The organism is Bacillus sp. BPN334, from assembly GCF_008368885.1.
Classification (GTDB): domain Bacteria; phylum Bacillota; class Bacilli; order Bacillales; family Bacillaceae_G; genus Bacillus_A; species Bacillus_A wiedmannii.
Window position 1 is genome coordinate 167,130 of sequence record NZ_QOZW01000019.1, and the last position, 26,577, is coordinate 193,706.

A 26,577-nucleotide genomic window follows, 5' to 3' on the forward strand; every position below is an offset into this window, starting at 1 on the left:
ACCAACAATTTGATATTTAATTTTCTTTGCTTGCTCTTATAATCATCAGATCAAGTCCAAGGCTTTTTAATCCATATAAATAATCTTCTTTCCAATCGCTCACTGTTATTTTCGGAATATGTTCCGCTGGAATGTACTTCGGACAAGTTTTTACAATTTGATCTATTACAAATTGGTTCACTTCATCATCACAAAAGATAAAGGCATGCGGGTTAATAATAGCTATACATGTAGCTATTAAACGAGTAATAGCATCTATATTATATTGCTCTGGATTATTTGAATCTCTTACTGCATCTTCACTTCTCAAAGATTGTAAGAAGTTTTTATTATCATACTGTGGAACGAAAGATATCTCCCCTGAGAAAAAGGTACTCCCTCGTACCACATCTCCATTTATCATAATTCCCGCCCCTGGGCCGTTTTGACCTGAATACAAATATACAAGAGATGATTTATCATTATTTCCAGTATTTTTATAATAGCCAAGGACTGCGGCATTCATATCATTTTCTATTACTACAGGTATAGAAAACAGATTCTCCAAATGACTTTTCAAATTAAAATTTTGGAACTTTTCATAACCAGGTATATAAAAAATACGACCATTATCAACCGAACCAGGCACACCAATTGATATAGAGCTTATTTTCGGGAATGTAGCTATAAGACTTTCAATATGTTTAGATAATAGATTTATGCCAGTATCAATTAATACACTTGAAGTACTTCCTTGTTCTTTTACTTCCCCTAAACAGTTAAAAATGGTATAGTTTGTTTCATTTTTCTCTAAAAATATCGCTAATCCTAACATATATTCCGGATTATACGCATATCGTTTCGCTCTTCTTCCGCCACTTGAATCATCTAAACCGACTAAAGTGACTTCACCATCTTGTTTCATATTTTCTATAAATTTACTTATCGTTGGAAAACTAATTTCTAATGTATTACTAAGTTCAACTTTCGTCGCACTTCCTTGCTCTAGAAGAGCCGTACGAATGCCTCGAAGGATCGTCTCTTTAATCGATTTTTGAGTAACAAATTGTTCACTCAAATCGCTCACCACCTTAATCAACATACTTATTAAACACTTTTAATAAGTTGCGTTGACAATATATCATACATCATTTTCTAAAGCAATAGAGATGATATATTTCCGCTGCATGCAATCCTTATTTAGCTCGGTGTATTCTCTCTTGTAATAGACGATACAATTCCAGACAAAAGAACAAATAATAAAACAGCTAGCAAGGCATTACGTATTCCGAATGCTTCCCCAAGTATCCCTAAAAATGGTGGTCCGACTAAAAAGGCTGTATAACCAATGATAGAAACTGCAGCAACATTAGAAGTCGCATTTTCACGGTCATCTCCAGCAGCTGACAGACCAATTGGGAACCCTAGCGCTGCACCAATCCCCCACAGTACTACGCCAAATGCTAGAAAATACGAATTACTCCCAAATATTACGATTGAAATTCCTAGAATCGCCATCATAATAGTGGCACGTACGACAGCGACACGACCGAATCGATCAAGGAAATAGCTGCTACACATACGAGTTAACGTCATTGCTAATACAAAAATTGCGTACATAATAGAACCTGCCACTATACTTTGCTCATGTCCATCTACCATCACGATAGGTAGCCAATCATTTGCACTACCTTCTGCAAATGCCATTCCAAGCACAAAAAGACCAATTAAAAGCACCTTTTTTTCCATACGTAAGGAAGTACGCTTCTCTCTCCTTTTGTTCCGCGATTTCTCCTTCTTTCCTGTTCCGTGCGGAAGAAAACGATACACCATACATACAAGTAATAGAAACACGACCGAAATCACAAGAAACTGATACAGAATCGGGATGTGAAGCGACGCTGCGACAGAACCACTGAGCGCGCCTACTAAAGTTCCTACACTAAAAAAGCCATGGAATTTCGGAAGAAGAGTTGTTCCTAATTTCTGCTCAATGGAAGAACCTTCTACATTCAATGCGACTTCCGCCAATCCGTAGCCTACTCCAAATACTAGTAAGCTACTAAAAGCCCCCATACTAGAAACAAAATAAATATTTATACCTAAACAAATCAATCCAACAATCATAAAAAACATACTGCCTATAATAACGTCTCTAGCTCCCTTACAGTCAATGAAGCGGCTTGCACTCAGTAAACCAATTATTGAACCGACAGATAGTCCGAACAAAATCCAGCCCATTTCTGCATTTGACACTGCTAACATATCTCGAGTAGCTGCTGTTCTTGAAATCCATGTAGCAAACGCGACACCTGGCAAAGCAAATAAGAGAAAAAGAGCGTTTCGAGAGGCAAGTAATGTCTTTGTATGATTATCCGCACTATATTTCTCCATATGAAACACCTTTCACATTGTCTATACGATAAGACACCAGTTTATTCATATACCCGTAAAAAACGATTTCTATAAGTCTATCGTTTTAATAACTTTAGCTGGATTGCCACCAACAACTACATTATGAGGTACATCTTTTGTCACAACTGCCCCTGAGGCAATTACAGCGTTGTCTCCAATTGAAATACCAGGGTTAATTATAGCTCCCCCGCCAACCCAAACGTTGTTACCAATCTTTACAGGCTTTCCATATTCTTTACCAGAATTCCGTTCCACCGGATGTAAAGGATGAGTGGCCGTATAAATATGGACACCTGGTGCAAACATACAATTATCACCGATTCGTACTTCACAAACGTCCAAAATCACACAATTAAAATTTGCGAAAAAGCTCTTTCCAACATGGATATTGTAGCCGTAATCACAACGAAAATCAGGATTAATTTGGGCTTTCCCATCAGCTGAAGAACCTAAAAGCTGATTTAATAATGTAAAACGTTTTTCATCTCCTGTCTCCATCGCCTCGTTATAAAGGCGTGTTAAACGTTTTGCCTCCACCCTATCAGCCACTAATTCTTCATCCTCCGCAACATACATTTCTCCCGCTAACATCTTTTCTTTCTCTGTTTTCATACAATCCTCTCCCTCGTTATAGAATGAATCACACTTATTAAACTCGTTTAATAAGTAACCCTATATTAGCATACTTTTTAATATGTGCAACTAATAAGTTTTGAAAGGAAATGTGAATTCTTACTTCACCTAACGAAATAGGGAACGCTCAGCGTCCCCTCTCAAATCCAATCCGTTTTTTTATTTCTGCTAAATTTACCCTCGCGATTTTTCTTGCCCGCTCAGCACCTTTTTCTAACGCTTCATATAATAAATTTGGCTCATTCATATACATAGCGTATTTCTCCCGAGGTCCAGCTAATTCGCGGTCTACAACGCGAAACAACTCTTTTTTTACATCGCCCCATCCGATTCCAGTTTCATACTTTTCGCGCATCGACTGTATTTCATCTTCCGTCGCAAATTCTTTATATATCATAAATAACGTTTCTAGTTCTTTCGGTTCATTCGGAAGTGAGGAGTCTGTTTTGATTTTAAATATTAACTTTCGTAGTTTTTCTTGTTCTGCAAATAATGGGATCACATTTCCGTAACTTTTACTCATCTTCCTTCCATCAAGACCAGGTAAAATGGCACCTTCTTCTTGTATGACATAATCCGGAAGCGTAAATGTTATGCCGAATGTATGATTAAAATACGACGCAATATCACGGGCAATTTCAATATGTTGAATTTGGTCTTTCCCGACTGGTACATGAGTAGCTTGAAATAATAATATGTCAGCTGCCATTAAAATCGGGTACGTATATAATCCCATATTCACTCCAGCATCTACCTCTAACCCTGCTTCTTTATTTTGCTCTACTTTCGCTTTATACGCATGAGCACGGTTCATAAGACCTTTCGGAGTTAGACAAGCTAATATCCAAGCTAGTTCTAAAATCTCTGGCACTTCTGTTTGTCGGTAAAAAATAACATCTTCTCCAAGTCCGAGTGATAACCAAGTAGCTGCTACCTCTTTCGTATAACTACTGAACTTTTCTGAATCATGCACAGCATTTAACGCATGATAATCCGCTATAAAATACAATGCGTTTCCTTCATTATTCTTTGACATTTGCAGCGCAGGTTTAATCGCACCAATATAATTTCCTAAATGCGGATAACCAGTTGGCTTAATTCCTGTTAACATTATTTTTTCACTCACACTAACCCCTCCTTTCTCAAAATAAAAAAGCCCCTCATCCTAAAAAAGGACGAGAGACTCCCGCGGTACCACCTTCATTAGCTATCATTAATAGCTCACTTCAACTTCTTAACGTGAAGTAACCGTCTTTACCTACTCATTTCAGTTAGAAGCTCCAGAGCCCATTCCATATTCATCCCTTACTGATTTCCACCACATATCAGCTCTCTGAAAAGTTTTGAATATGTACTCTTCTCTTTCATTGCTTTTTCGTTATTTTTTACAGTTTATCACATTCCCTTTCCAATTAAACCCTAATTTTCTGTTTTATATAGCAGGAATTTTCACCTTGATTGTCTAATAATATATAGGTTTGCAGAAATACTCGAAACAACTTTGGAGGTTTTTTCATGGTAAAATATATATCCATTTTAGGTTCAACGGGATCCATTGGCACATCTGCATTAGATGTCGTTTCCGCTCATCCTGAACATTTTAAAATCGTCGGTTTAACCGCAAATTATAATATCGATCTTCTCGAAAAGCAAATCGAATCGTTTCAGCCTCGTATTGTAAGCGTAGCGACAAGAGAATTAGCGGACACATTGCGTTCTCGTATTTCAACAAATACAAAAATTACATATGGAACTGATGGTTTAATTGAAGTATCTACCCATCCTGATACAAATCTTGTATTAAGTTCAGTTGTCGGTGTTTCAGGTTTACTCCCAACAATTGAAGCATTAAAGGCGAAGAAAGATATCGCCATCGCTAACAAAGAAACTTTAGTTGCAGCTGGACATATCGTAACCGAACTAGCGAAACAAAACGGATGCCGCCTAATTCCAGTCGATAGTGAACATTCAGCTATTTTCCAGTGTTTAAATGGGGAAAATAATAAGGAAATCGAAAAATTAATTGTTACAGCTTCTGGCGGCGCTTTTCGTGATAAAACACGTGAAGAAATGAAAACATTACAAGCGAAGGATGCTTTAAAACACCCAAACTGGTTAATGGGGGCAAAACTAACGATAGATTCTGCCACGTTAATGAATAAAGGGTTTGAAGTGATGGAAGCTAAGTGGCTATTCGATATTCCTTATGAAAAAATTAATGTTATGATTCATAAAGAAAGTATCATTCACTCTTTAGTAGAGTTTATTGATGGATCAGTCATGGCACAGCTCGGTGCCCCTGATATGAGAATGCCGATTCAATATGCATTTCACTACCCTACTCGACTACCTTCATCCTATGAAAAATTAAATTTATTAGAAATTGGTAGTTTGCATTTTGAAAAACCAAATTTAGAGAAGTTCCCCTGTCTACAATACGCATTTGAATGTGGCAAAATTGGCGGTACAACTCCAGCTGTATTAAATGCAGCGAACGAAATTGCAAATGCACTATTTCTTAAAAATGAAATTGCATTTTTCGATATCGAAAAAACAATTTACAATACAATTGAAGCTCATCATAATGTAAAAGATCCTTCACTCGATGCTATATTAGAAGCTGATCAATGGGCACGCCAATACGCAAATCAATTATTAATAAAAAAGAGCTAAAACAGTTTTATCTGTTTTAGCTTTTTTTTACGTATTCAACTTAACAAATCTATAACTATGCGTTACTAACACTTTTAATATCGCATATCCTGGAATTGCTAAAATAATCCCCATAATTCCAAATAAATTTCCGGCAGTTAAAATAATAAAAATGATAGTAATCGGGTGAATGTCTAGCTTTTTCCCCATAACTTGCGGAGAAATAAATTTACCTTCTGCTAATTGTACGACCATCATTACAATAATTACTTTTAACACCATTGATGGCGAGTCAATAAATGCGATAATTAATGCTGGTGTAATTGCAATGATTGGTCCTACGTACGGAACGATATTTACAATCATCGCTAAAATTGCAAGTAATACCGCATATTTAATACCAATAATAAGGTAACCGATTAATAGCATAATACCGATAAACAAGCTAACGATAATTTGCCCTCTAATATACGAGCTAATGGCATAATGCATATCATCTAGTATTCTCATCGCTGCTGGGTGTCTTTGTTCTGAAATAAACTTTAAAAAGTGATTCGGTAATTGTTCACCATCTTTTAAAAGATAGAACAATATAAATGGAACCATTACAAACGTTAAAACGACCTCTGTAACAGTACTTAAAAATCCAGTTACATTTCCAGTTACTGATGATAACGACTTCGTAAAATCAACTGTGTAGTCTTTTACCATACTCGCTACATCAATATTTAAATTCTCTTGAATTTTGCCTAGTAAATTACTTTCCCCGAATCTACGTGCCGCTCGCTCAATTTCATGACCGAAATACGGTAAGTTATCTATTAATGCATCAATTTGATCTTTAATAATCGGGATTACTGTTACAACTAAAAATACAAATAATCCTAGTACTATTATATATATAGAAGCTATTGATACGATTCTTGAAACACCTTTCTTTTCTAAAAGCGAAACGAATGGATGCAATATATAAAATAGCACACCCGCTAATAGTACGGGGAAGAAAATTGTTTTTAAAAAGACGATAAACGGAGTAAACACAAAAGAAATTTTCGTTAGCAATAATATGTTGATAAACAATAATGCAAATCCAAGTAGCACCGCTAAATAATTTTGTTCTCTAAAAAACTTTTTCAGCTTATCTCTTTTTCTTATATTTACTTTCTCCAACGAAACCACCTCTTCGAATGATGAAAAGCCCTTATTCAGGGCTTTTCGTCATGATCTATATCTTTATTTTTTTGCAGCTTTCACTACAAATGATACAATAAGAATTAATACGATTGCACCTAATAATGCTGGCACGACATGAATCCCACCAAAAGATGGCCCAAAAGATCCAAATAATCTACCACCTAACGAAGCACCTAATAAACCTGCGATAATATTTCCAAACATACCACCCGGAAAATTTTTACCCGTTATAGAACCTGCAATTGCACCTATAATAGCACCAACTATTAATGTGATAATCCATCCCATTTTTAGTCCTCCATTTCTATTATAGTGTATTTCTTTTTGATACTAAATTATTATGTAACTATTATAATTATTATATCCAATAAAGAAAAATCTTGTCAAATCTATGAAAATAAAGCTTACAAGGAGGTTTTACCGAGTGATTCAAAAATTAATAACAACTTCTCACAAAACCGCTACTTCTATTTTAAGCATTCAAATACCAGCTTATGAAATCGAGGCACAATATATAAATAGTACAGCTATCCCTCGCCTTTATGATACTGTAGCCGATATTCAATCATGTGATGAAATTTTCTACGGCTATTTTTATGAAGATACACTTGCCGGGTTTATTTCTTTTAAAATGGATGAAGAGGAAGTTGATATTCATCGTTTAGTAGTATCCCCCGATCATTTTCATAAAGGAATCGCTACAAAACTACTACTTTATGTATTTGACATGTTCTCCCCTTCACAAACATATATTGTACAAACAGGGAAAGAAAATACACCTGCTCTGTCTTTATATAAAAAATATGGATTTATTAAAATAAATGATATTATATTATCCGATGGAGTGGTTTTAACCTCACTAAAAAAATCAGAAAACAACAAATAGTTTGACTCATCAATTTATTTATGTTATCTTTTACTTTATAAAACCTTTTGCTGAGTCCAAAATTTGGAGCGGGGGAACCATTTTTGTAGCCATGCTACTTGGGGCGAATCTTTTTTAAGTAGGGAAACTCTCACTTCCCGAGTCCGACAGCTAACCTCGTAAGCGTAATGGGAGAGGAAGGTGCTTTTTGCCTATGTTACACAGTGTACCTCCTTAATTATAAATATGGGATCGATACCAATAGACACCTATATTTATAGAAAAGGAGACATGTATAATGTTACGTTTATCTGATCACGCAATAAAAATGATGGAGCAAAGACTTCGACTCGAACAACATCGCACATATCAAGCAAATAAAGTTGTAGATAACTTACATCACAAATACTTCTTTCAGCATATTTTTCAACCGAAAAGATAAAGAGAAAAACACAAGGAATGTCTATACAGACATTCCTTGTGTTTTTTATATTCCTTATAATATTCTCACTACATTTAAACTTGCCGTAATCGCACCTGCTATAGTGGTCACATGCCCTACACCTAATGGACCGTTTTGTAATATTAATGTTGAATTGGCACTCGTTACATTCACAAGAAGCGTATTTGAAATGGCAGGTTCGATTACTACAGTTACTGTCGTTACGTTTTGTATAAAACTCCCTGCTAGTTGCGTCCCATTTAATAGTAGTCTGACAGATACCGTCTCATTCCCACCAGTCGCGTCCCCTTGGAAATAATAGCTTACTAAATATATTCCTGGGGTGGATACTGTGACAGTTGTAGCACTAGTTAAAGATACTCCTGTTCCATATACTGTAGATCCTGAATTAATTGGAATGTTGGCATTGGCTGCAATTGTACTTGTTGAAGTAGAAAAGAAATAGCCGCCACCTGTTGATATTGCAGATGATCCAGTTGCTCCTGTTAAACCGGTTGGGCCCGTGACACCTGTTGGGCCTGTTACTCCCGTTCCCCCTGTTGCTCCTGTTATTCCTTGTATGCCTTGGATTCCTGTCGGTCCTGTTGCACCAGTCGCTCCAGTCGCTCCGGTTGCTCCGGTTGCTCCCGTCACACCTTGTGGACCTTGAATTCCTTGTATTCCTTGAGGACCTGTTATTCCCGTCACTCCAGTTGCTCCCGCCGGACCTACTATCCCTTGTGGACCTTGGATTCCTTGCACGCCTTGTGGACCGGTTGCTCCTGTCGGGCCAGTTGCTCCGGTTACTCCGGTTACCCCTTGTGGACCTTGGATTCCTTGAGGACCTTGAGGGCCCGTTACTCCCGTCGGTCCGGTTGCACCCGCCTGACCCGTTGGACCCGTCGAGCCAGTTATCCCTTGTATCCCTTGAGGTCCAGTTGGGCCCGTTGGACCAATCGGACCTTGGATTCCTTGGATTCCTTGAATGCCCTGTGGACCGGTTGGACCTTGTAAACCTTGTATCCCCTGAATTCCTTGTGGGCCTGTTGCCCCTGTTGGACCAGTCGGGCCCTGTGGACCTTGGATTCCTTGTATTCCAGTTGGACCTGTTGGACCTATAGCCCCTTGCGGCCCCTGTATGCCTTGTATTCCTTGAGGACCAGTTGGACCCGTTATACCACTTGGGCCTTGCACTCCTTGCAATCCTTGTGGACCGGTTGGACCGATTGGACCTTGAATTCCTTGAAGACCTTGTAAACCGGTTGGGCCGGTTGCTCCCATTACTCCTTGCTCACCTTGCATTCCTTGTATTCCTTGCGGGCCTGTTGGGCCGATTGGACCTTGTGCTCCTTGCACTCCTTGAAGACCGGTTGGACCTGTTGCTCCTACCGGTCCCTGTACGCCTTGTAAACCTTGTAAACCCGTTGGACCTGTTACTCCCATTACTCCTTGTGGACCTTGAATTCCTTGGTCACCTGTTGGACCTGTTACCCCCATTGGACCCTGTACGCCTTGCAAACCTGTTAAACCAGTTACCCCTGTCGGTCCCTGTATTCCTTGCACTCCTTGGATTCCAGTCGCTCCTGTTGCTCCGGTCGATCCAGTTGCCCCAGTTGCTCCAGTCGGACCTGTTGGACCTCCCGGTGATCCTGCCGGACCCGTTGCTCCTGTTGGACCTGTTGCAGATCCAGTTGGACCAGTTACTCCCGCCTGACCTGTCGAGCCGGTTGGACCGGGATCCCCTTGCAAGCCAGTTGCCCCTGTTGGGCCTATTACACCTTGCACCCCTTGTATCCCCTGAGAGCCGGTTGGACCGGTTAGCCCCATCTCACCTTGTGGACCTTGTAAACCTTGAACACCAGTTGCCCCTGTTGATCCTATTGGCCCTTGTTCTCCTTGTATTCCTTGAGAACCAGTTGGACCCGTCGGTCCCACCGGACCTTGAATTCCTTGTATACCTGTTACACCTTGTAAACCACTACTCCCTAAATTACCTTGAACACCTTGTATTCCCGTATTTCCTGCTGGGCCCGTCGGACCAATTTCACCTTGCACTCCTTGTATACCCTGTATTCCTGTTGGACCCGTCGGGCCGATTTCACCTTGTATTCCTTGTATACCTTGTATTCCTGTTGGACCTGTTTCTCCCATTGGCCCAGGTATACCTTGTATCCCTTGAATTCCAGTTGGGCCAATCGGACCCCTTTCGCCTTGAATTCCTTGAACACCTTGAATTCCTTGTGGACCTTGTTCCCCCATCGGTCCTTGACTACCTTGAGCACCCCGTGGTCCTGTTAAACCAGTTGGACCTGTTGGGCCAATCTCTCCCTGTACTCCTTGTACTCCTTGAATTCCTGTTGGACCAGTTGGGCCAATTGGTCCTTGTACGCCTTGTATTCCTTGCGGGCCAGTCGGTCCACCTAAAGACCCCGTCGGACCAGTTGGACCAGTTGGGCCCGTAATACCTGACGCCGGAAAAGGAATAGGTGATTGAAACTTACTACACTTATCTTGCTCCCTCACAAGCATCTCCCCCCGTTATAACTAACGTGTCAAACTATTTTTAATACATTTAAACTAGCAGTTATCACACCAGATAATGTCGTTACATGCCCAATAGATAATGGACCATTTTGCAAAGATAAAGTAGCATTTGAAGAAGCAACATTAATGACCATCGTATTAGAAATCGCTGGTTCTAATACAAAGGTACCTCCTGTAACATAAAAAATAAAACTCCCTGCGACTTGCGTTCCATTTAAAGTAAGCCTCACGGAAATCGTTTCATTCCCCCCATTTGGATCACCTTGAAAATAATAGCTGACTAAATATATTCCCGGTGTACTTAACGTTACAGTTGTTGCATTTGTTAAACTAACACCAGAACCAAAAGTTGTAGATCCTGAATTGATTGGTATTAACGCATTCGCTGCAATTACACTCGTTGAAGTAGAAAAGAAATAACCGCCTCCGCTAGGTAAGCCAGTCGCCCCTGTTGCACCTATTATTCCTATGGAACCTATAACCCCTATACTACCAGTTGCGCCTGTTGGTCCCACAGCTCCAATCGATCCTTGACTACCTTGCGCTCCGGCTGGCCCGACACTACCGCTAACCCCTGTCATTCCACTTACTCCAGTTGGGCCTTGCAGACCTTGAATACCTTGAGAACCTTGTATCCCGGTTACTCCCGTTGCTCCTGTTGGTCCGGTCATTCCTGTACTTCCTTGTATCCCTATAATCCCTTGAACGCCTTGTATTCCTTGTGCACCTGTCGCCCCTGCTTCTCCTGTCGCTCCTGTTTCTCCAGTTACACCTGTTATTCCAACATTTCCTTGTGGTCCCTCAGCTCCTTGACTACCTTGTGCACCTTGCACTCCTTGGGGACCTGTTATCCCGTTTTCTCCTAAAACCCCTTGGGGACCTCTAATTCCTTGCGCTCCTGTCGGACCTGTTATTCCTTGTATTCCTTGCATACCTTGAGAGCCTTGCGCTCCTGTTGGGCCTACTATACCTTGTATTCCTGGAGACCCTTGCAAACCAATTGCTCCTGCCTGACCTGTTATTCCTTGAACTCCTTGCATACCTTGAGCACCTTGTGGACCAGTCAATCCATTTTCCCCTTGTATTCCTTGAGGTCCTTGTATCCCTTGAACGCCAGCTGCTCCTGTTTCTCCTCGTATTCCTTGAGGGCCTTGTATACCTTGTGCTCCAGCTGCTCCTGTTTCCCCTCGTATTCCTTGGGGACCTTGGGCTCCAGCCGCTCCTGTTGTGCCTGTGGGACCGATTATTCCTTGTAACCCTTGTATTCCTTGTGCTCCTGTTGGACCTGTTATCCCTTGTATTCCTTGCACACCTTTAGGGCCTTCTGCACCAGTTGGACCGATTTCTCCCTGTGGACCTTGAGTTCCTTGGGGACCTTCTGCGCCAGTTGCTCCTATTATTCCTTGATTACCTTGAGAACCTTGTGCACCTTGTACGCCAGCTACACCAATTACCCCTTGAGAACCTTGTGCTCCCCTTACACCTTGAGGGCCAGTGGGACCAGTTATACCTTGTAATCCTTGCACTCCTATTAGACCAGTTCCCCCTGTTACACCCCGCGTACCAGTTACACCAGTTGGACCTGTTGGCCCCCCAGGTGGACCGGGTGGACCAGATGGACCAGTCACTCCACTAGAGGGACCAATTGGACCGGTTGTTCCCGTCGGGGCACCCGGAGGTCCTTCTGGTCCTTGTATACCAATACTTCCAGTTGCTCCTGTTATCCCTCGTACTCCTTTTGCTCCTTGAAAACCTGTGGATCCGTTTATTCCTTGTATTCCTTGAACACCTTGTGGACCTTGGGGGCCTATTACACCTGTTACTCCCCTTATTCCGCTTATACCTTGAGGTCCTTGTATTCCAGTAGAACCAGTTGGACCTATTACACCTTGTATCCCTTGATCACCTTGGTGTCCTTGCTCTCCAGTAATTCCTTGTATTCCTTGGGGACCTTCTTCTCCTTGTATACCTGTAGTTCCATCCTCCCCTTGTATTCCTTGCGCTCCTTGGGGGCCTTGAGGACCTGTTACACCTGTAATACCAGCTTCACCTATAACTCCTTGCATTCCTTGGGCTCCCGTTTTTCCTCTTCCTCCAATTTCCCCTTGTATCCCCGGGGAACCTTGTAGACCTTGACTACCAGCAGGGCCTGTAATCCCTTGTATCCCTTCCAGTCCTTGTAATCCAATATCACCAACAGGACCTTGCTCTCCAATTAATCCTTGAGGACCTTGTAAACCAACCGGACCTGTAATTCCTTGCTCTCCAGTATCACCAACGGCACCTTGTATTCCTTGAGCTCCTGTTGTCCCTCGCGGACCTTGTATTCCCTCGATACCTTGGGGGCCTTGTGGACCCGTTGCTCCTCTAGGTCCAGTAATTCCCGGAGGGCCGACCGGACCTTCATGCCCTCCAGTTGGACCAGTTGAACCACTATTACCAGTAGGACCCGTTGCTCCTATAAGTGGAAGAGGCAGTGCCACTCCAAATTTTTTGCACTTTTTATGATGACGCACAACAATCCCCCTTCCCCAAAATAATTACACTTTTTATATGAAATGCATTTTCATATGAAAAGTACACCTCTAACTTCATTTTTTTAAAAATAAAGAAGCCCATCATTTCATGTATTTGAAATGACGGGCTTCTTTTTATAAAACACTTTACTTCCTCGCCTTAATAATAAAAGTAGTTGGCACCACTCTAGCTTTATATAATGAATAATATTTCGTAGACGGCTCAGCTAATTCTTCATCAAACGCGCTAGATGGTTCAGGTTCTTCTATTCTCTCAATTGTAAATCCCGCTCTATTTAACTCATTTATGTATGTACTTATTTTTCTCTTATATAATGTAGCTTGTACATTTTCTCCTTTAAATGTTTCAAACGTAATAGGAGTTTCCTCATGATAAGAAGACTTAAAAGCAATTTCTTCTGTACCATACTGTAAATTTGAATATACTGGGTGCTCCCAACTAAAAATAAAACTTCCTCCTGGCTTTACATACGAATAAATTAGTTCCAACGTTTTTCGTAAATTTGAAGTCCAACCTAATGCATAAATGGAATATACAATATCGAAATACCCTTTCGGAATATCACCTTCCTCTTCCATTGCTCCGCATACTAACTTTGAATTCCAACTCTTCAACGTTTCATTCGCTGTTTTAATTTGTTCACTTGAAAGATCAAGACCCCATACTTCCTCTGCCCCATGTTCTGCCATATATTGCAGCGAATGCCCACTTCCACATCCAATATCAAGAACCTTTTTATTTCTAATTGAATCGAACAAATGAATCTCATCTTCAGACGCCGTATACGGACCATATTTCGGTAAACAATCCACTTGAAAGAAATATGGTGCAACTGTATCCCAACACTTTTTGTTTAAAGCTAACATTTGTGTACCTTTCATATTCTACATTCCCCCATCCTATTTTCTTTCCCTAATATAAATTACACATTATAACCTGATCTCCCTTTTCTCTTCTCCCGATAATTTTTCACTTTCGCAATCGTACCGCACGCTCTTCCTCCTTCTTCTCCAGCATACATACCGCACCATCTTTTACTTCCATTTCGCGAATGATCATAAAATACCCAGCGACAATCTGGGCATGCTTTTAACCTCCCCCACAAATTTTCTTGAATTGACATTAACACAATGCTTAATACTTTTGTATATACATTCTCTTCGTGCACAGGCTCATATGTAATACCTTTCATATCTTCCTTTACATGTACATGAAATGGGTATTTCTCTAACCACTTTTGCAATGATCCTTCGCCTTCAACCGTTAACCGAATATCTTCTCGAAAACTTTTTAATTCCTCTATCGTATGAAATGGAACCTCTTTATGAAAATATTTTTTCATAAAGAGGTTTATATCCTCTTCTGTTTGTAGCATATCAATTGGCTCTCTCGTATCGTTTGGTATTTTCCATGTATTTAAAAATTCCCGAATATATTCTAATTCATTTGGTGCATTTTGATTCAATTCCATCCACCTTCTTCTTAAAATTTACTTTTTTCTGACTTTATGTATAATTATAATATAAATTAGTTAACCATTAAATATTTTTACTGGTTACAATATCAGGAGGAGTTCTATGAAAAGTTTCTCAATACCGATACGTTTCATGCTTATTTCTTCATTTTTTATGTCTTTTGGGTATTTCGCAGTATACGCATTTTTAACTATTTATCTATTAAGCTTTCTTCATTTTACTGCTGTTCAAGTAGGAACAGTGTTGACGGTTATGACAATCACATCACGAGTTATCCCATTATTCTCAGGATTAATTGCTGACAAAATAGGCTATATCATTATGATAATAGCCGGATTATTTTTAAGAGGAATCGGATTTATCGCTTTAGGAATATGCTCTGATTTTTATACAATTTCTATTTCTTCTGCACTTATTGGCTTCGGAACTGCATTTTACGAACCTGCTGCGCGCGCCATATTCGGCTCACAACCAGCTCATATGAGAAAAAATTTATTTACATATTTAAACCTTAGTTTTAATTGCGGTGCAATAATCGGACCAATTGCAGGAGGGCTCTTACTCTTACTCGATCCAATCTATGCTTTTTCTCTAACAGGATCTCTTATGCTGTTATTCGCTTTTATCTTTTACTTACTTAAAAATCACTTCCAAGTCACTACTGAAAACACGTCTATTACATTAGGGATACAAGCTATCTCACAAAACAAATCTTTCCTTTTGTTTTCATTTATTATGATTTCCTTCTATATTATGTTTACTCAACTTACTGTCGCACTTCCACTTCATATGAAAAATATTAGTAATAGCAATCAGCTTGCTACACTAGTTATTACGATAAATGCAATAACAGGCGTCATATTTATGGTGTTATTCCGAAAACTATTTCATAAATACAACACACTTTCGATTATTAAATACGGTGTTTTATTAATGAGTATTTCCTTTTTACTTATCCCTTTATTTCAACACCCATATTGGCTATTTATTTGTGTAATTTTATTTACAATCGGTGAAACACTCGTATTACCTAACGCTGATATCGCTATTGCAAATTACAGTAACGAATCATATACAGCTACTTACTTCGGATTTTATCAACTATCACTCGCATTTGGTTTTATCATCGGTAATTATACCGGTACATCTTTTACATCCAATTTAAGCGGAATGTATACACCATGGCTTATTTTCGGCGGAATAGGAGTTATTGGTTTTATTTCACTCCATATTTTAAATATTAAAAAAGAGAGCTCTAAAGAGGATATATACCTATGTAATGAGACGAAACCTCTTTAACACATTACAATTGAGATGGTACCTTTAGACAAGCAACCTATAATAAAAAAATTCGACCATCACATGTGACAGTCGAATTTTTTTATTCTTCATATTCCAGATGATTATGTCTTTTACAACCAAATAAATAGCAACCCCCTAAATGATAAGTTTCAAATTCTAACTCTGGAACATATCCAGATTTGATACGTTCTATCATTTTTTTATAACAAATATTCTCTTCCGTATATTCCTCAATTAACTCTTTCTTATCTTTTTCTGTCCAGTTTTCTTCTACTTCTTCATTCTGAACATCTTCTATTTCTGCTGTTTTCGCTTCGATAGATTCCCGTATCACTTCATTTATACGCGTGAAATTATTAGCTTTATATAGAGCATAAACAAATCTACCAATCCAATTGGGACTTTTCCAGTATTCTTTGTATCCCTTTTCAAACCATTCAATTGCTTCGTTATAGCAATTCAACTCAACATATAAATCTGCTACATTAACTTCTCCTAAAAAATCATCAGATTTCCTGTTAAAAGCATCTAACTTCTCTTTCGCTTCTGTCGTTCTCCCTAAATCAATTAAACATTTTACATAGCTATACTTTATATAGTCCGAATCCCCTGCAACTCGCAAGAAAAATTCCGCAGCTTTTTCCAGCTCTCCAAGGTTATAATGCGCTACAGCTACATTGTGAAATGCTTCATTGGATGGCTGAATCGAAATAGAATTTTGTAATACTTCTTTCGCTTCTTCCCATCTTTCTTGTTTCGTGTAAATTTCCCCTAAGATGTTATAAGGAAAGTATGAGGAAGGATTCAACTTAATAACTTCTCTTATTAATTCAAGAGCTTTATCATCATCCTCTTCCTCATAAAAGTACATCCAAGCAAGATTATTGAGAGATTGTACACCTCTAGATTCATGTACCGCTCGTTGAAACAGTTCCATTGCTTCCTCATATTTATTTTGTTCAAACATTTCAATTGCCTTCTCATTAATATTCAAGTAACTACCTCCGAAGTGAATGAATTCATCTATTCCATATCTTTATTTTAATATGTAAAAATTGTAATTTCCATAAAAATAAGTTCTTTCGCCTGTCTACATGTCATCATATAGTTGGATATCCAATTCATAATGATTTTAACAACACTGCTTTCTACAGAAAATATATACCTACTGGAAAGATACTAATTTAAAACAATAAGTAAACTTTTCAAACCCCTTAAATTGGATATACAGCCTGTTTTAATTTACATATTATGGTACAATTAAAAAGTGTGCTAGCTAAACATTTACGTTCCACACTAGCAGTCTAGCAATACCAAAATCAAAAATCACTTGAAATTGGGGGATGTTATGAAACAGAAATTAGCTGTTCTTCTATTCATCGGAATCATATTATCCGGATGTTCAACTATAGTAGAAAATTCTTTAGAAACTGGAAAAGGCAGTATTGAATTATTAACACCAACGATTACAACAAAAGATAACGAATTAGAAATTAAGACTGAAGGTATTGATGAAAATAAAGTGACGTTTATTTATGTTGCCAATAAAAAAGTATTGGAACAAAAAATTAATAATGGCGAATCCTACAAAGTTAACATTAAAGATATCGAGCACGCTCATAAGACAGATTACAAACCAAAAGTTCAACTTTTGCAAACGAAAGATGATACTCAAGATGGAGACATGGTAACCTTTAAACAAGTTAGATATACAGTTAAAAAAAATTAATTTTATAGGTATTTCATTATAAATGTAACGAACGAAAATTTACTTTTAACAGAGGGTAAATGTAAGGGGGGCTAGCATGAAAAGAAGATGGATTTATTGGTGGATTGGTAACATATTTTGGATTATAACTTTCGGGATATTGGCAGCTATCATTTGGCTAAGAGAGGTTGATGGGACCGGTGTTACTCAAACACCGGAGCTGAAATTAATAGCCTTTATCGTTTTATTAATTGCGTTTATATTACCAATCATTATTCAAGTTGTATGGTTACTTGTTAATCTGAGAAAGAGTAGAAAAAAATAACGCAGAAAAAAGAGATGAATCTTTTTCAAACTAGATTCCTCTCTTTTTATTTTGGGATTATGCCGTGCTTTTAAAGCTGCACTACTCCCTTTTCTTTACGATACATGTTCATCTTTCTTCTTCATTAACGCTCTTTTCTTCATCGCCTTCGTTAAATATCCGCCTTTAAATGAACGGATTTCATAAGAAGACATAAACGCTTTCGGTGCAATTTCATTAATAATTTCTAACAGTTCTTTTTCTCTAGAACGCTTTGCAACGATATCTAAACGATAACGTATAGAATTAATACCTTCGCCTTCAAATACTGTAACGCCAAATCCTGAGTGACGTAATTCATCTACTAATTCATTACAACGGTCTAGTAAACTAACTTGATACGTAATATAACCAATTGCTAATTTGTTCTCTATATAACCGCCTAATAATAGTCCCGTACTAAAGCCAATGACATAGGCAATAATGTTCATCCAATTTGATAAATCTTGAAACACAATACCTAAACTGACAATGTAAATAGCTCCTTCTAACAATCCAACACCAGCAGCGGATCTTGTTTGATTCTTTACAAGCAAAATCGTACGGATTGTTAAAATTGGAACGTAAATAATTTGAAGCACAAAAATAAGTAACGCTTGTAACATTGGTATCCACCTCTTTCAAAAAGTCTTTTGTCATAATAACATACATAACCTTTAGAAATCGATGGGTTTTTAAATTTTTTTACATTATTTTTCATACTATTGAAAAACGTAAAAAAGAAGCGTATTATATTTGTCGTAAATTTGATTCCTTTCATTAGCTCGCTTAAACACAAAAAAGGAACCCCATTAGGCCCCTTTCATCATAGCTCTATGTTTTTCGAAGCATGTTCCCTTTGCTTCTCTTCCTCTTTCACTAACTGCATATTTGCATAAGCTAAATTTGCAATCATTAAAAAGTGACCACCTAAAATGCCTGTACCAAATGCCCACATTTCCATTTCATGCTCAATTTCATACATGATGATTGCTCCTAAAATGGCAGCTGCAAATCGGTTTAGAACTCCTAATCCAGGAGCCTTTTCCTTCATTACGATACTTTTCCCAAGTTTCTCCACTCTGCGAGCTAATAACCAAAGACAATAGGCACTTACAGCTAATCCGATACCAAACCCTGTTACTTGTTTTCCAAACGGAGTAATCGTCCACATAAGTAGTAAACCACTAAAGATCGCATACAATTGTAATCGATATACACGTAAGGCTGCTTGAATCAAAATATCCGCTCCTAATTTCGCATTTTTTATACGTTAGAAGAAAAGCAGCAACTTACACAGTTGCTGCTTTCTCTTCTTCTTGCTCTTGTTCCATTTTACGAATTTCAACACGTTTAATTTGGTAAGCGTCTTTTTCTAACACTTTAAATTCATAACCTTCCGCCTCAACATGTTGTCCTTCTTCAATTTCATGATTTTGCATCATAATCCAGCCACCGATTGTATCCACATCGTCTTCTTCAATGTGTAATCCAAACAAATCTTTTACTTCTGAAATAAGCACTTTTCCATCAACGATTTTATGGTGCTCATTCACATGCTGAATTGGTGGTGCTTCATCTTCATCATATTCGTCACGAATTTCGCCGACGATTTCCTCCAAGATATCTTCAAGCGTTACAATTCCTGCTGTTCCTCCGTACTCATCATATAAAACAGCCATCGGAATTCGCTTCTTCTGCATTTGAAGTAATAAATCGTGAATTGGAGTTGTTTCCATCACTTCAATAATCGGACGCATATACGTGCGAATCGATGATAAATCTTCTTTATCGTTGTTCATATATCGAATAAAGAAATCTTTTACATTGACCATGCCAATAATATCATCTTTATCTTCTCCAAAAATCGGATAACGTGTGTATCGTTCATTTTGGATTACTTTCATGTGTTCTTCTACTGAATCTTCCAGGTAGAAACCAATGATTTCTGTTCGCGGTACCATAATCTCTTTTGCAATACGATTATCAAATTCAAAAATGTTATTTACATACTTGTATTCAGCCTGATTAATTTCGCCACTTTCATAGCTATCTGAAAGGATAAGGCGTAATTCTTCCTCTGTATGAGCTACTTCATGTTCTGAAGCTGGTTTTAAACCGAATAAGCCAGTTACAACACGAGCTGAACCGTTTAATACCCAAATAAATGGATACATGACTTTATAGAACATCATTAACGGACCTGCCAATAACAATGTTACTTGTTCAGCCTTTTGAATTGCCATCGTTTTCGGAGCTAATTCCCCTACTACAACGTGTAAATACGTCATTAGCATAAAGGCAAGACCAAATGTTAATACTGATGAGATAGAAGGATTTATGTTCCATTTCTCAAATAACGGGTGTAATAACTTTTCAATTGTCGGTTCACCTAACCAACCTAATCCCATAGCTGTAACTGTAATACCTAATTGACAAGCAGATAAATATTCATCTAAATTTGTTGTTACCTTTTTCGCTGCTAAAGCACCGCGTTTCCCTTCCGCAACAAGCTGATCGATACGACTTGAACGTACTTTTACAATCGCAAACTCTGCTGCTACGAAAAATCCAGTAAATGCGATTAAAATCGCAACCATGACTAAATTAAATATTTCCAATGAATCCCCCTAGTTTAAAAAACTAAGGTGTCCACCTCCTGTATACTATAATGTTTTCTTATTTGTTCATTAGAAAACATAGCCCGATACAAAAATTAAAGAGGTCGGATTTCACTTTTTTCTATAATAATAGAGCAAGTGTCTGTATTAAAGCTGTCGTTTGACCAGATAAAGATTTCGATATTTTTTCACGTTGTGAATCAGTCAATCCATCTAAAAGCGGCTTTAACTCCGTTAACTCTGCTTCTAACCGATGAATATGGTCTGTCACTTCATTCACTTGTTTCGAAACGTGTTCATTGATACCGAGCAGCTTCTTCTTCTCCTCGATTTTCTCTTTAATCTCACAAAGCGGCATATGCATTTCTTTGCACTTCTCAATAAATTGTAATGTCTCAAATGCTGTTTCATCGTAATAGCGATAATTAGATTGAGATCGCTCCGCTTTTAAGATACCTAGATTCGTATAATAATCAATCGTGCGTTTCGACACGTGAGCCATGAGAGCCAACTGTCCGATTCGATACACCTTCCCAACGATCTTCCCCCCTTGTTTATATTACTAACATCATACAATACATGAACTGTACAGTCAAACGTGATGGTTTATTATTCATAATTTATACAATTTTTATCGTTTCATCTTATATAATCTAATCTATTAATTTAATTTTATAATAAAATACTTAAATATAAAAATCAAAACGAACGAAATATAACCATGAAATTGCCGGTTCCATTCTCATTTAAGTACATATCATAATAACATCGATATCAAATTCTTTTTATAAGTAGGAGGAAAAAATGAAAGCTGTTATTCTTGCAGGTGGATACGGAACAAGGATTGGGGAAGAAACTCATTTAAAACCAAAACCTATGATTGAAATTGGAACAAAGCCTATTTTATGGCACATTATGAGTTTATATAGCCATTACGGGATTACTGAATTTATTATTTGCTTAGGCTATAAAGGATATGCAATTAAAGAATTCTTTCTAAATTACAACTTACACATGTCCGATTTCACGATACATTTAAACGACAATACGATTACTAACCATTCTCATCGTATAGAACCATGGACAGTTACACTGATCGATACCGGTCTAAATACCGAAACAGGTGGACGAGTTAAAAAAATACAAAATTACATCGGGGACGAACCTTTCTGCCTCACTTATGGCGATGGATTAAGTAATGTAAATATAAAAGAACTCATTGCATTTCATAAAAAACACGGCAAAACGGCTACTGTTACAGCCGTACAACCTCCTGGTAGATTCGGTTCTCTCGTCTTAGATAAACAATCTGTCACATCCTTTCAAGAGAAGCCACTCGGGGATGGCGGATGGGTTAACGGTGGATTTTTCGTTTTAAATCCTGATGTTCTCAATTATATTAGAGGCGATAAGTCTGTTTTTGAAACAGACACATTAGTTCAGTTAGTAAACAAAAATGAACTAGCCGCATATCAACATACTGGCTTTTGGCATCCGATGGATACATTGCGCGATAAAAATAAATTAGTCGAGCTATGGGAAAGTAATAACGCTCCGTGGAAGGTTTGGTAATATGGCTTCATCATCTTTTTGGAATAAGAAAAAAGTATTTATCACGGGACATACTGGCTTTAAAGGCTCATGGCTCACCCTTTTTTTAACTTCTTTAGGCGCAGAAGTAGTTGGCTATTCTTCTCATCCCCCATCCATCCCTAACCTTTTTGAACAAGGTAACGTAGCAAATGAGTGCACATCAATGAATGGCGACATTACAGATTACGATTCTTTATTCCATGCCCTAAAGCAACACAACCCTGACATACTATTTCATTTAGCAGCTCAACCAATCGTCACTACTTCATATAAAAATCCTATCGAAACATTTAAAACGAATGTTTTAGGTACTGTTCACGTATTAGAAGCAGCAAAACATATAGAAAATATACGTAGTATCATTAATGTTACAAGTGATAAATGTTATGAAAATGACGGGAGCGGTAACCGAGCATTCTTGGAAAGTGACCGATTAGGAGGTTTCGATCCTTATAGCGCTAGTAAAGCTTGCGCTGAACTAGTTGCAACGTCATATCAAAAATCATTCTTCCACACTAACACTCTGAGACTCGCCTCAGTCAGAGCAGGTAACGTCATCGGTGGTGGTGATTGGGCAAATGACCGACTATTCCCAGATGTCATTCGTGCATATTTACAAGATACTACGTTAAATATTAGAAACAAACACGCTATTCGCCCGTGGCAACACGTATTAGATCCTTTACACGGCTATATTCTTTTAGCTGAAAATCTTTGGCAAGACGCAGAATATGCAACAGCGTGGAATTTCGGCCCGATAAATGAACCTAACAGAACAGTTTATGATGTCATTCAATCTATAATGAAATTATGGAATCAACCATTAACAGTCCTTTCTCCTCATACAAATAACCCTTATGAATCGCCAATTTTAACACTTGATAGTACAAAAGCAGTAAATAAACTCGGTTGGACTCCTAAGTTATCAACAGATCATTCTATCACTTGGACTGTTGATTGGTACAAAAAATATGCATCTGGTGAAAATATGGAATCTTTCACGCGCCAACAAATCGATGCATTCAAAAATTTATAAGGGGGCTATAAAATGGAACAGAAAAAATGCCGTTTTTGCCACTCATTACTCACAAATACTTTTTTAGATTTAGGTGTTTCCCCTCTCGCTAACTCATTTGTAGCTCCTGAACACTCATATAAAATGGAACCATTTTATCCGCTCCACACATTTGTTTGTCACTCTTGTTTACTTGTACAATTAGATGAATTTGAATCTCCGCACAACATTTTTCATGACTATTTATACTTCAGCTCTTACTCCTCCAGTTGGCTACTACACGCTAAACAATATGTAGAAATGGCGGTTAAGCGTTTCAACTTAACAAATCATTCGAAAGTAATTGAAATCGCGAGTAACGACGGGTACTTATTACAATACTTTCAAAAAGAACATATCGAAACGTTAGGAATTGAACCAGCAAAAAATGTAGCAGAAATCGCTATTCAAAAAGGAATTCCTACTGAAGTGAATTTTTTCAGCAATGACTTAGCAAAAAAATTACCGCAAGCAGATTTAATCGTCGCAAATAACGTATTAGCACACGTACCGAACTTGCATGATTTTGTTGCCGGTTTAAAAACATTATTAAAACAAGACGGTACAATAACAATTGAATTTCCGCACTTATTAAACCTTATATCCTTTAAACAGTTTGATACTATATACCATGAGCACTTCTCCTACTTCTCACTTATAAGTCTTCAAAAAGTTTTAGCTCATCATCATTTACAAATTGTCGATGTAGAAGAACTTTCAACGCACGGTGGTTCCTTGCGTGTTTTTATAAACCATCACAGTGATTCATCCACTATCCACTCCAGTGTTACAAATATAATCCAAAAAGAAGTAGATCACGGGCTAGATACATTAGATTGCTATCTCCTTTTTTCTAAACGCATTGAACAATTGAAAATAAATATTTTAAAGTTTTTTATCGAAGCAAAAGCTTCAAACAAACAAATTATCGGTTACGGTGCTCCAGCTAAAGGAAACACCCTTTTAAACTATTGCGGGATAGGAAAAGAATTTCTAGCTTATACCGTAGATAAAAACCCTCACAAACAAAATTTCCTTCTACCAGGAACCCGTATTCCAATAAAATCTCCAGAAGAAATACACCGTACAAAACCTGATTACATTCTCATACTTCCTTGGAATTTAAAAGACGAAATTATGAAAGAATGCTCTTTCATTCGTGAATGGGGCGGCAAATTTTTAGTAACGATACCAGAAATTGAGGTAATTGAGCCATGAAAAAAATTCTTGTAACAGGCGGTAGTGGATGGATTGGTAAATATGTTGTAAATTCTCTTATACAAAAGAGCTATGAAGTGCACGCCACTTATCATACAAATAAACCTTCTCACATCTCTTGCCACTGGCATAAAGTAAACTTACTTTGCGATGAAGAAGTAAAAAAACTCATTTACGACATGAAGCCTAGTCATCTCATTCATTTAGCTTGGGAAGCCGTACCGCCAGCGTGTTATGTATCTATTAATAATTACTATTGGCTTACATCCAGCATCTCATTGATTCAACACTTCACAACATGCGGCGGAAAGCGCGTCGTTGTTGCAGGTACTGGCGCAGAATATGAATGGTTTAACGGTGTACTATTTGAAGACTCACCACTTCTTTCCTATAAAACCCCGTATGCAGTATGTAAAAATACGCTACACTCCTGGCTACAAACGTACGCTGAACAAAACGACCTCAGCATGTGTTGGGGCCGCATTTTTCATATGTATGGCCCTCACGAACAAGGGAATCGGCTCGTTTCTAACATTATCACTTCCTTATTACAAAATGAGGAAGCACTATGTACACATGGAAAACAATCAAGAGATTTCCTCCATGTGAGCGACGTCGCTCATGCTCTCGTAACAGTATTAGAACACGACGTTACAGGCACAATCAATATCGCTTCTGGTCAATCTGTACAAATTAAAGAATTAGCTTCTATCATTGCTAAAAAGATTGGAAAAGAACATTTAATGAAACTAGGTGCGATCCCATTCTCTACAGATGAGCCTTTATTCGTCGGCGTTAATGTGGAACGTTTAAAAACTGAAGTAAACTGGAAACCAACATACGATCTAAATACTGGAATCGAAGAAACAATTTTATGGTGGGAATCATTTATAAAAAAGCATAACGATACGCATTACTAAAACGTAAATCCTTCGCCCCACTTGCTAAATCCTTATACCATTCTTCTAATTTTTCAGGTGTAATAATATGATGCGTGCCCATTCCACCTTGCTTACTAGCTTCAGAAAGAGTAGAACCAATTTGTAATTTCCTCTTTCTCATCGCATCGTTCCAAGGGCTGAAACCAAACCATGCAATACACGCAAGTGGCGGATAAACCATAGATTCATGTGCAGATAAATGTCTTCCAACCGTATAACTTCCGTGTTCATGATTATGAATAAATCTACCTCTTCTCCATAACGGCCAATCTTCTGGTAAATAACCGTGAAATCGCTGTTTCATTAAAGGTATTCCAAAGTTAAGGTCTGGATAATTATAGTTAAGATCATCGACCATAATAAGCCCTTCCAACCAATACATCCTCCCTCCCAATTCATTTAGTGATTTCCAAAATTGATTTTTATCTTGCACACAAAGGAACTCAGTCGTATTTAAAATCATTTTCCATCCCTTTACTTCTCGTTCTACCATCATCACTTCATCATCTGTCGCTAGTGCATCAAATTCTGGATTTAAAGAATCTCGCACTTCCCAATGCGGCGCGAATTTTTTACAAATTTTCACTGAACGATCTGTAGAACCTTTATTAATTAAAATGCCATGATCAAAAAGTTTCGTATGATGCATAAGCCACCACGGCAATAAATATTCTTCATTATAAAAATGAGAAATAACGGTTGTAGTTATAACAATCTCCTCCTCTTACTCTATTAATCTACTTTTTCATCCTACTCTTACTATACTTATCAGTAATGTAATTGGTTTCTTTTATTTCAAAAATATGTTTTTCTACCATATACTATGCTTTCTTAGACAACCACCATTTCCATTTTCTAAAGAAACATCCCAATAAACTGAAAATTAAGTTATAATATCATTATAAAATTATGAAGGAGGAATGCATTCATGTACTACAACACTTCATTCGAAAACGATCAACCTGTAGGCCGTCTATAAACTAAGGCGGGCATTCATATAACACAAAACACTATGCCTCGTCTTAGGGAACTCATAATACCCTAAAAATAGACGGAGGTA

26 protein-coding genes, 1 riboswitch and 1 other annotated feature are annotated in these 26,577 nt (G+C 37.9%); of the genes, 10 read left to right on the top strand and 16 right to left on the bottom strand.

Annotated features, from left to right (window positions below; all coding sequences use genetic code 11):
* Positions 1 to 16: 16 nt before the first annotated feature.
* The 4 genes from DN393_RS26535 to DN393_RS26550 form a co-directional block, all read right to left on the bottom strand.
* Positions 17 to 1,057 carry an ROK family transcriptional regulator gene (locus tag DN393_RS26535; RefSeq protein WP_142289336.1) on the bottom strand — a complete coding sequence of 347 codons (1,041 nt, stop codon included), beginning with the start codon at positions 1,055 to 1,057 and terminating at the stop codon, positions 17 to 19.
* 122 nt (positions 1,058 to 1,179) lie between these two features.
* The gene (locus tag DN393_RS26540; protein ID WP_088047132.1) at positions 1,180 to 2,373 is read right to left on the bottom strand and encodes an MFS transporter; all 1,194 of its coding nucleotides are present in this window, start codon (positions 2,371 to 2,373) and stop codon (positions 1,180 to 1,182) included.
* 69 nt (positions 2,374 to 2,442) lie between these two features.
* Complete coding sequence (locus tag DN393_RS26545; RefSeq protein WP_048560029.1) at positions 2,443 to 3,006, bottom strand: maltose O-acetyltransferase; 564 nt, start codon at positions 3,004 to 3,006, stop codon at positions 2,443 to 2,445.
* A gap of 148 nt (positions 3,007 to 3,154) precedes the next feature.
* Positions 3,155 to 4,153 carry a tryptophan--tRNA ligase gene (locus tag DN393_RS26550; RefSeq protein WP_098111763.1) on the bottom strand — a complete coding sequence of 333 codons (999 nt, stop codon included), beginning with the start codon at positions 4,151 to 4,153 and terminating at the stop codon, positions 3,155 to 3,157.
* A 42-nt stretch (positions 4,154 to 4,195) separates the two neighbouring features.
* Positions 4,196 to 4,404 (bottom strand) — a binding site (T-box leader).
* Between the two features lie 138 nt (positions 4,405 to 4,542).
* On the opposite strand from DN393_RS26550, the gene DN393_RS26555 reads away from it, so the two are divergent.
* On the top strand, positions 4,543 to 5,700 hold the full coding sequence (locus DN393_RS26555; RefSeq protein ID WP_064475868.1) for a 1-deoxy-D-xylulose-5-phosphate reductoisomerase: 1,158 nt from the start codon (positions 4,543 to 4,545) through the stop codon (positions 5,698 to 5,700).
* Between the two features lie 27 nt (positions 5,701 to 5,727).
* On the opposite strand, the gene DN393_RS26560 is transcribed toward DN393_RS26555, so the two are convergent.
* On the bottom strand, positions 5,728 to 6,849 hold the full coding sequence (locus DN393_RS26560; protein ID WP_000416918.1) for an AI-2E family transporter: 1,122 nt from the start codon (positions 6,847 to 6,849) through the stop codon (positions 5,728 to 5,730).
* A 63-nt stretch (positions 6,850 to 6,912) separates the two neighbouring features.
* Positions 6,913 to 7,161: a GlsB/YeaQ/YmgE family stress response membrane protein gene (locus tag DN393_RS26565; protein ID WP_000539720.1), complete on the bottom strand. Its 249-nt coding sequence runs from the start codon at positions 7,159 to 7,161 to the stop codon at positions 6,913 to 6,915.
* A 136-nt stretch (positions 7,162 to 7,297) separates the two neighbouring features.
* Here DN393_RS26565 and DN393_RS26570 point away from each other — a divergent pair, with 136 nt between their 5' ends.
* Both DN393_RS26570 and DN393_RS31720 read left to right on the top strand, forming a co-directional pair.
* Complete coding sequence (locus DN393_RS26570; protein WP_064475869.1) at positions 7,298 to 7,759, top strand: GNAT family N-acetyltransferase; 462 nt, start codon at positions 7,298 to 7,300, stop codon at positions 7,757 to 7,759.
* Between the two features lie 38 nt (positions 7,760 to 7,797).
* Positions 7,798 to 7,940, top strand: a riboswitch (cyclic di-AMP (ydaO/yuaA leader).
* A 96-nt stretch (positions 7,941 to 8,036) separates the two neighbouring features.
* Positions 8,037 to 8,180, top strand: a complete 144-nt coding sequence (locus tag DN393_RS31720) for a hypothetical protein (RefSeq protein ID WP_000945246.1) — start codon at positions 8,037 to 8,039, stop codon at positions 8,178 to 8,180.
* 54 nt (positions 8,181 to 8,234) lie between these two features.
* Here DN393_RS31720 and DN393_RS26575 read toward each other — a convergent pair whose 3' ends face one another.
* From DN393_RS26575 to DN393_RS26590, 4 genes are all read right to left on the bottom strand, one after another.
* Positions 8,235 to 10,709, bottom strand: coding sequence for a BC_3345 family exosporium-associated protein (locus DN393_RS26575; protein ID WP_149174099.1), 2,475 nt, complete (start codon positions 10,707 to 10,709; stop codon positions 8,235 to 8,237).
* Between the two features lie 23 nt (positions 10,710 to 10,732).
* Positions 10,733 to 13,240, bottom strand: coding sequence for a collagen-like protein (locus DN393_RS26580; protein ID WP_149174100.1), 2,508 nt, complete (start codon positions 13,238 to 13,240; stop codon positions 10,733 to 10,735).
* Positions 13,241 to 13,387: 147 nt separating this feature from the next.
* Positions 13,388 to 14,143 (bottom strand): class I SAM-dependent methyltransferase, encoded by a 756-nt coding sequence (locus DN393_RS26585; RefSeq protein ID WP_088047127.1) that lies wholly within the window; start codon positions 14,141 to 14,143, stop codon positions 13,388 to 13,390.
* A gap of 41 nt (positions 14,144 to 14,184) precedes the next feature.
* Entirely contained in the window at positions 14,185 to 14,727 is a 543-nt protein-coding gene (locus DN393_RS26590; protein WP_064475873.1) for a CGNR zinc finger domain-containing protein, read from the bottom strand.
* 112 nt (positions 14,728 to 14,839) lie between these two features.
* On the opposite strand from DN393_RS26590, the gene DN393_RS26595 reads away from it, so the two are divergent.
* Positions 14,840 to 16,036 (top strand): MDR family MFS transporter, encoded by a 1,197-nt coding sequence (locus DN393_RS26595; protein WP_088047126.1) that lies wholly within the window; start codon positions 14,840 to 14,842, stop codon positions 16,034 to 16,036.
* Between the two features lie 82 nt (positions 16,037 to 16,118).
* On the opposite strand, the gene DN393_RS26600 is transcribed toward DN393_RS26595, so the two are convergent.
* Positions 16,119 to 17,033, bottom strand: a complete 915-nt coding sequence (locus DN393_RS26600; protein WP_088047125.1) for a tetratricopeptide repeat protein — start codon at positions 17,031 to 17,033, stop codon at positions 16,119 to 16,121.
* A 354-nt stretch (positions 17,034 to 17,387) separates the two neighbouring features.
* On the opposite strand from DN393_RS26600, the gene DN393_RS26605 reads away from it, so the two are divergent.
* Positions 17,388 to 17,768, top strand: coding sequence for a hypothetical protein (locus DN393_RS26605; RefSeq protein WP_064475876.1), 381 nt, complete (start codon positions 17,388 to 17,390; stop codon positions 17,766 to 17,768).
* Between the two features lie 76 nt (positions 17,769 to 17,844).
* Positions 17,845 to 18,072, top strand: coding sequence for a DUF3923 family protein (locus DN393_RS26610; protein WP_000830332.1), 228 nt, complete (start codon positions 17,845 to 17,847; stop codon positions 18,070 to 18,072).
* 95 nt (positions 18,073 to 18,167) lie between these two features.
* Here the strand turns inward: DN393_RS26610 and DN393_RS26615 are convergent, their stop codons facing one another.
* The 4 genes from DN393_RS26615 to DN393_RS26630 form a co-directional block, all read right to left on the bottom strand.
* Positions 18,168 to 18,716: a DUF2179 domain-containing protein gene (locus tag DN393_RS26615; protein ID WP_000938437.1), complete on the bottom strand. Its 549-nt coding sequence runs from the start codon at positions 18,714 to 18,716 to the stop codon at positions 18,168 to 18,170.
* Positions 18,717 to 18,916: 200 nt separating this feature from the next.
* Positions 18,917 to 19,330, bottom strand: a complete 414-nt coding sequence (locus tag DN393_RS26620) for an ATP synthase subunit I (RefSeq protein ID WP_046957915.1) — start codon at positions 19,328 to 19,330, stop codon at positions 18,917 to 18,919.
* 52 nt (positions 19,331 to 19,382) lie between these two features.
* Complete coding sequence (locus DN393_RS26625; protein WP_046957914.1) at positions 19,383 to 20,711, bottom strand: hemolysin family protein; 1,329 nt, start codon at positions 20,709 to 20,711, stop codon at positions 19,383 to 19,385.
* A gap of 121 nt (positions 20,712 to 20,832) precedes the next feature.
* A complete protein-coding gene (locus DN393_RS26630) occupies positions 20,833 to 21,240 on the bottom strand; it encodes a MerR family transcriptional regulator (RefSeq protein ID WP_000285637.1) in 408 nt (135 codons plus the stop codon).
* A gap of 275 nt (positions 21,241 to 21,515) precedes the next feature.
* Here DN393_RS26630 and rfbF point away from each other — a divergent pair, with 275 nt between their 5' ends.
* The 4 genes from rfbF to DN393_RS26650 are packed head-to-tail and all read left to right on the top strand — an operon-like array spanning position 21,516 to position 25,496.
* Complete coding sequence (rfbF, locus tag DN393_RS26635; protein ID WP_088047124.1) at positions 21,516 to 22,283, top strand: glucose-1-phosphate cytidylyltransferase; 768 nt, start codon at positions 21,516 to 21,518, stop codon at positions 22,281 to 22,283.
* A gap of 1 nt (position 22,284) precedes the next feature.
* A complete protein-coding gene (gene rfbG, locus DN393_RS26640; protein ID WP_088047123.1) occupies positions 22,285 to 23,340 on the top strand; it encodes a CDP-glucose 4,6-dehydratase in 1,056 nt (351 codons plus the stop codon).
* Between the two features lie 12 nt (positions 23,341 to 23,352).
* Positions 23,353 to 24,576 (top strand): class I SAM-dependent methyltransferase, encoded by a 1,224-nt coding sequence (locus DN393_RS26645; protein WP_064475879.1) that lies wholly within the window; start codon positions 23,353 to 23,355, stop codon positions 24,574 to 24,576.
* The gene (locus DN393_RS26650; protein WP_064475880.1) at positions 24,573 to 25,496 is read left to right on the top strand and encodes an NAD-dependent epimerase/dehydratase family protein; all 924 of its coding nucleotides are present in this window, start codon (positions 24,573 to 24,575) and stop codon (positions 25,494 to 25,496) included. The genes DN393_RS26645 and DN393_RS26650 overlap by 4 nt, the downstream gene beginning before the upstream one ends.
* Here the strand turns inward: DN393_RS26650 and DN393_RS26655 are convergent.
* Complete coding sequence (locus tag DN393_RS26655; RefSeq protein ID WP_088047122.1) at positions 25,465 to 26,232, bottom strand: glycosyltransferase family 2 protein; 768 nt, start codon at positions 26,230 to 26,232, stop codon at positions 25,465 to 25,467. The genes DN393_RS26650 and DN393_RS26655 overlap by 32 nt on opposite strands.
* Positions 26,233 to 26,577 lie beyond the last annotated feature (345 nt).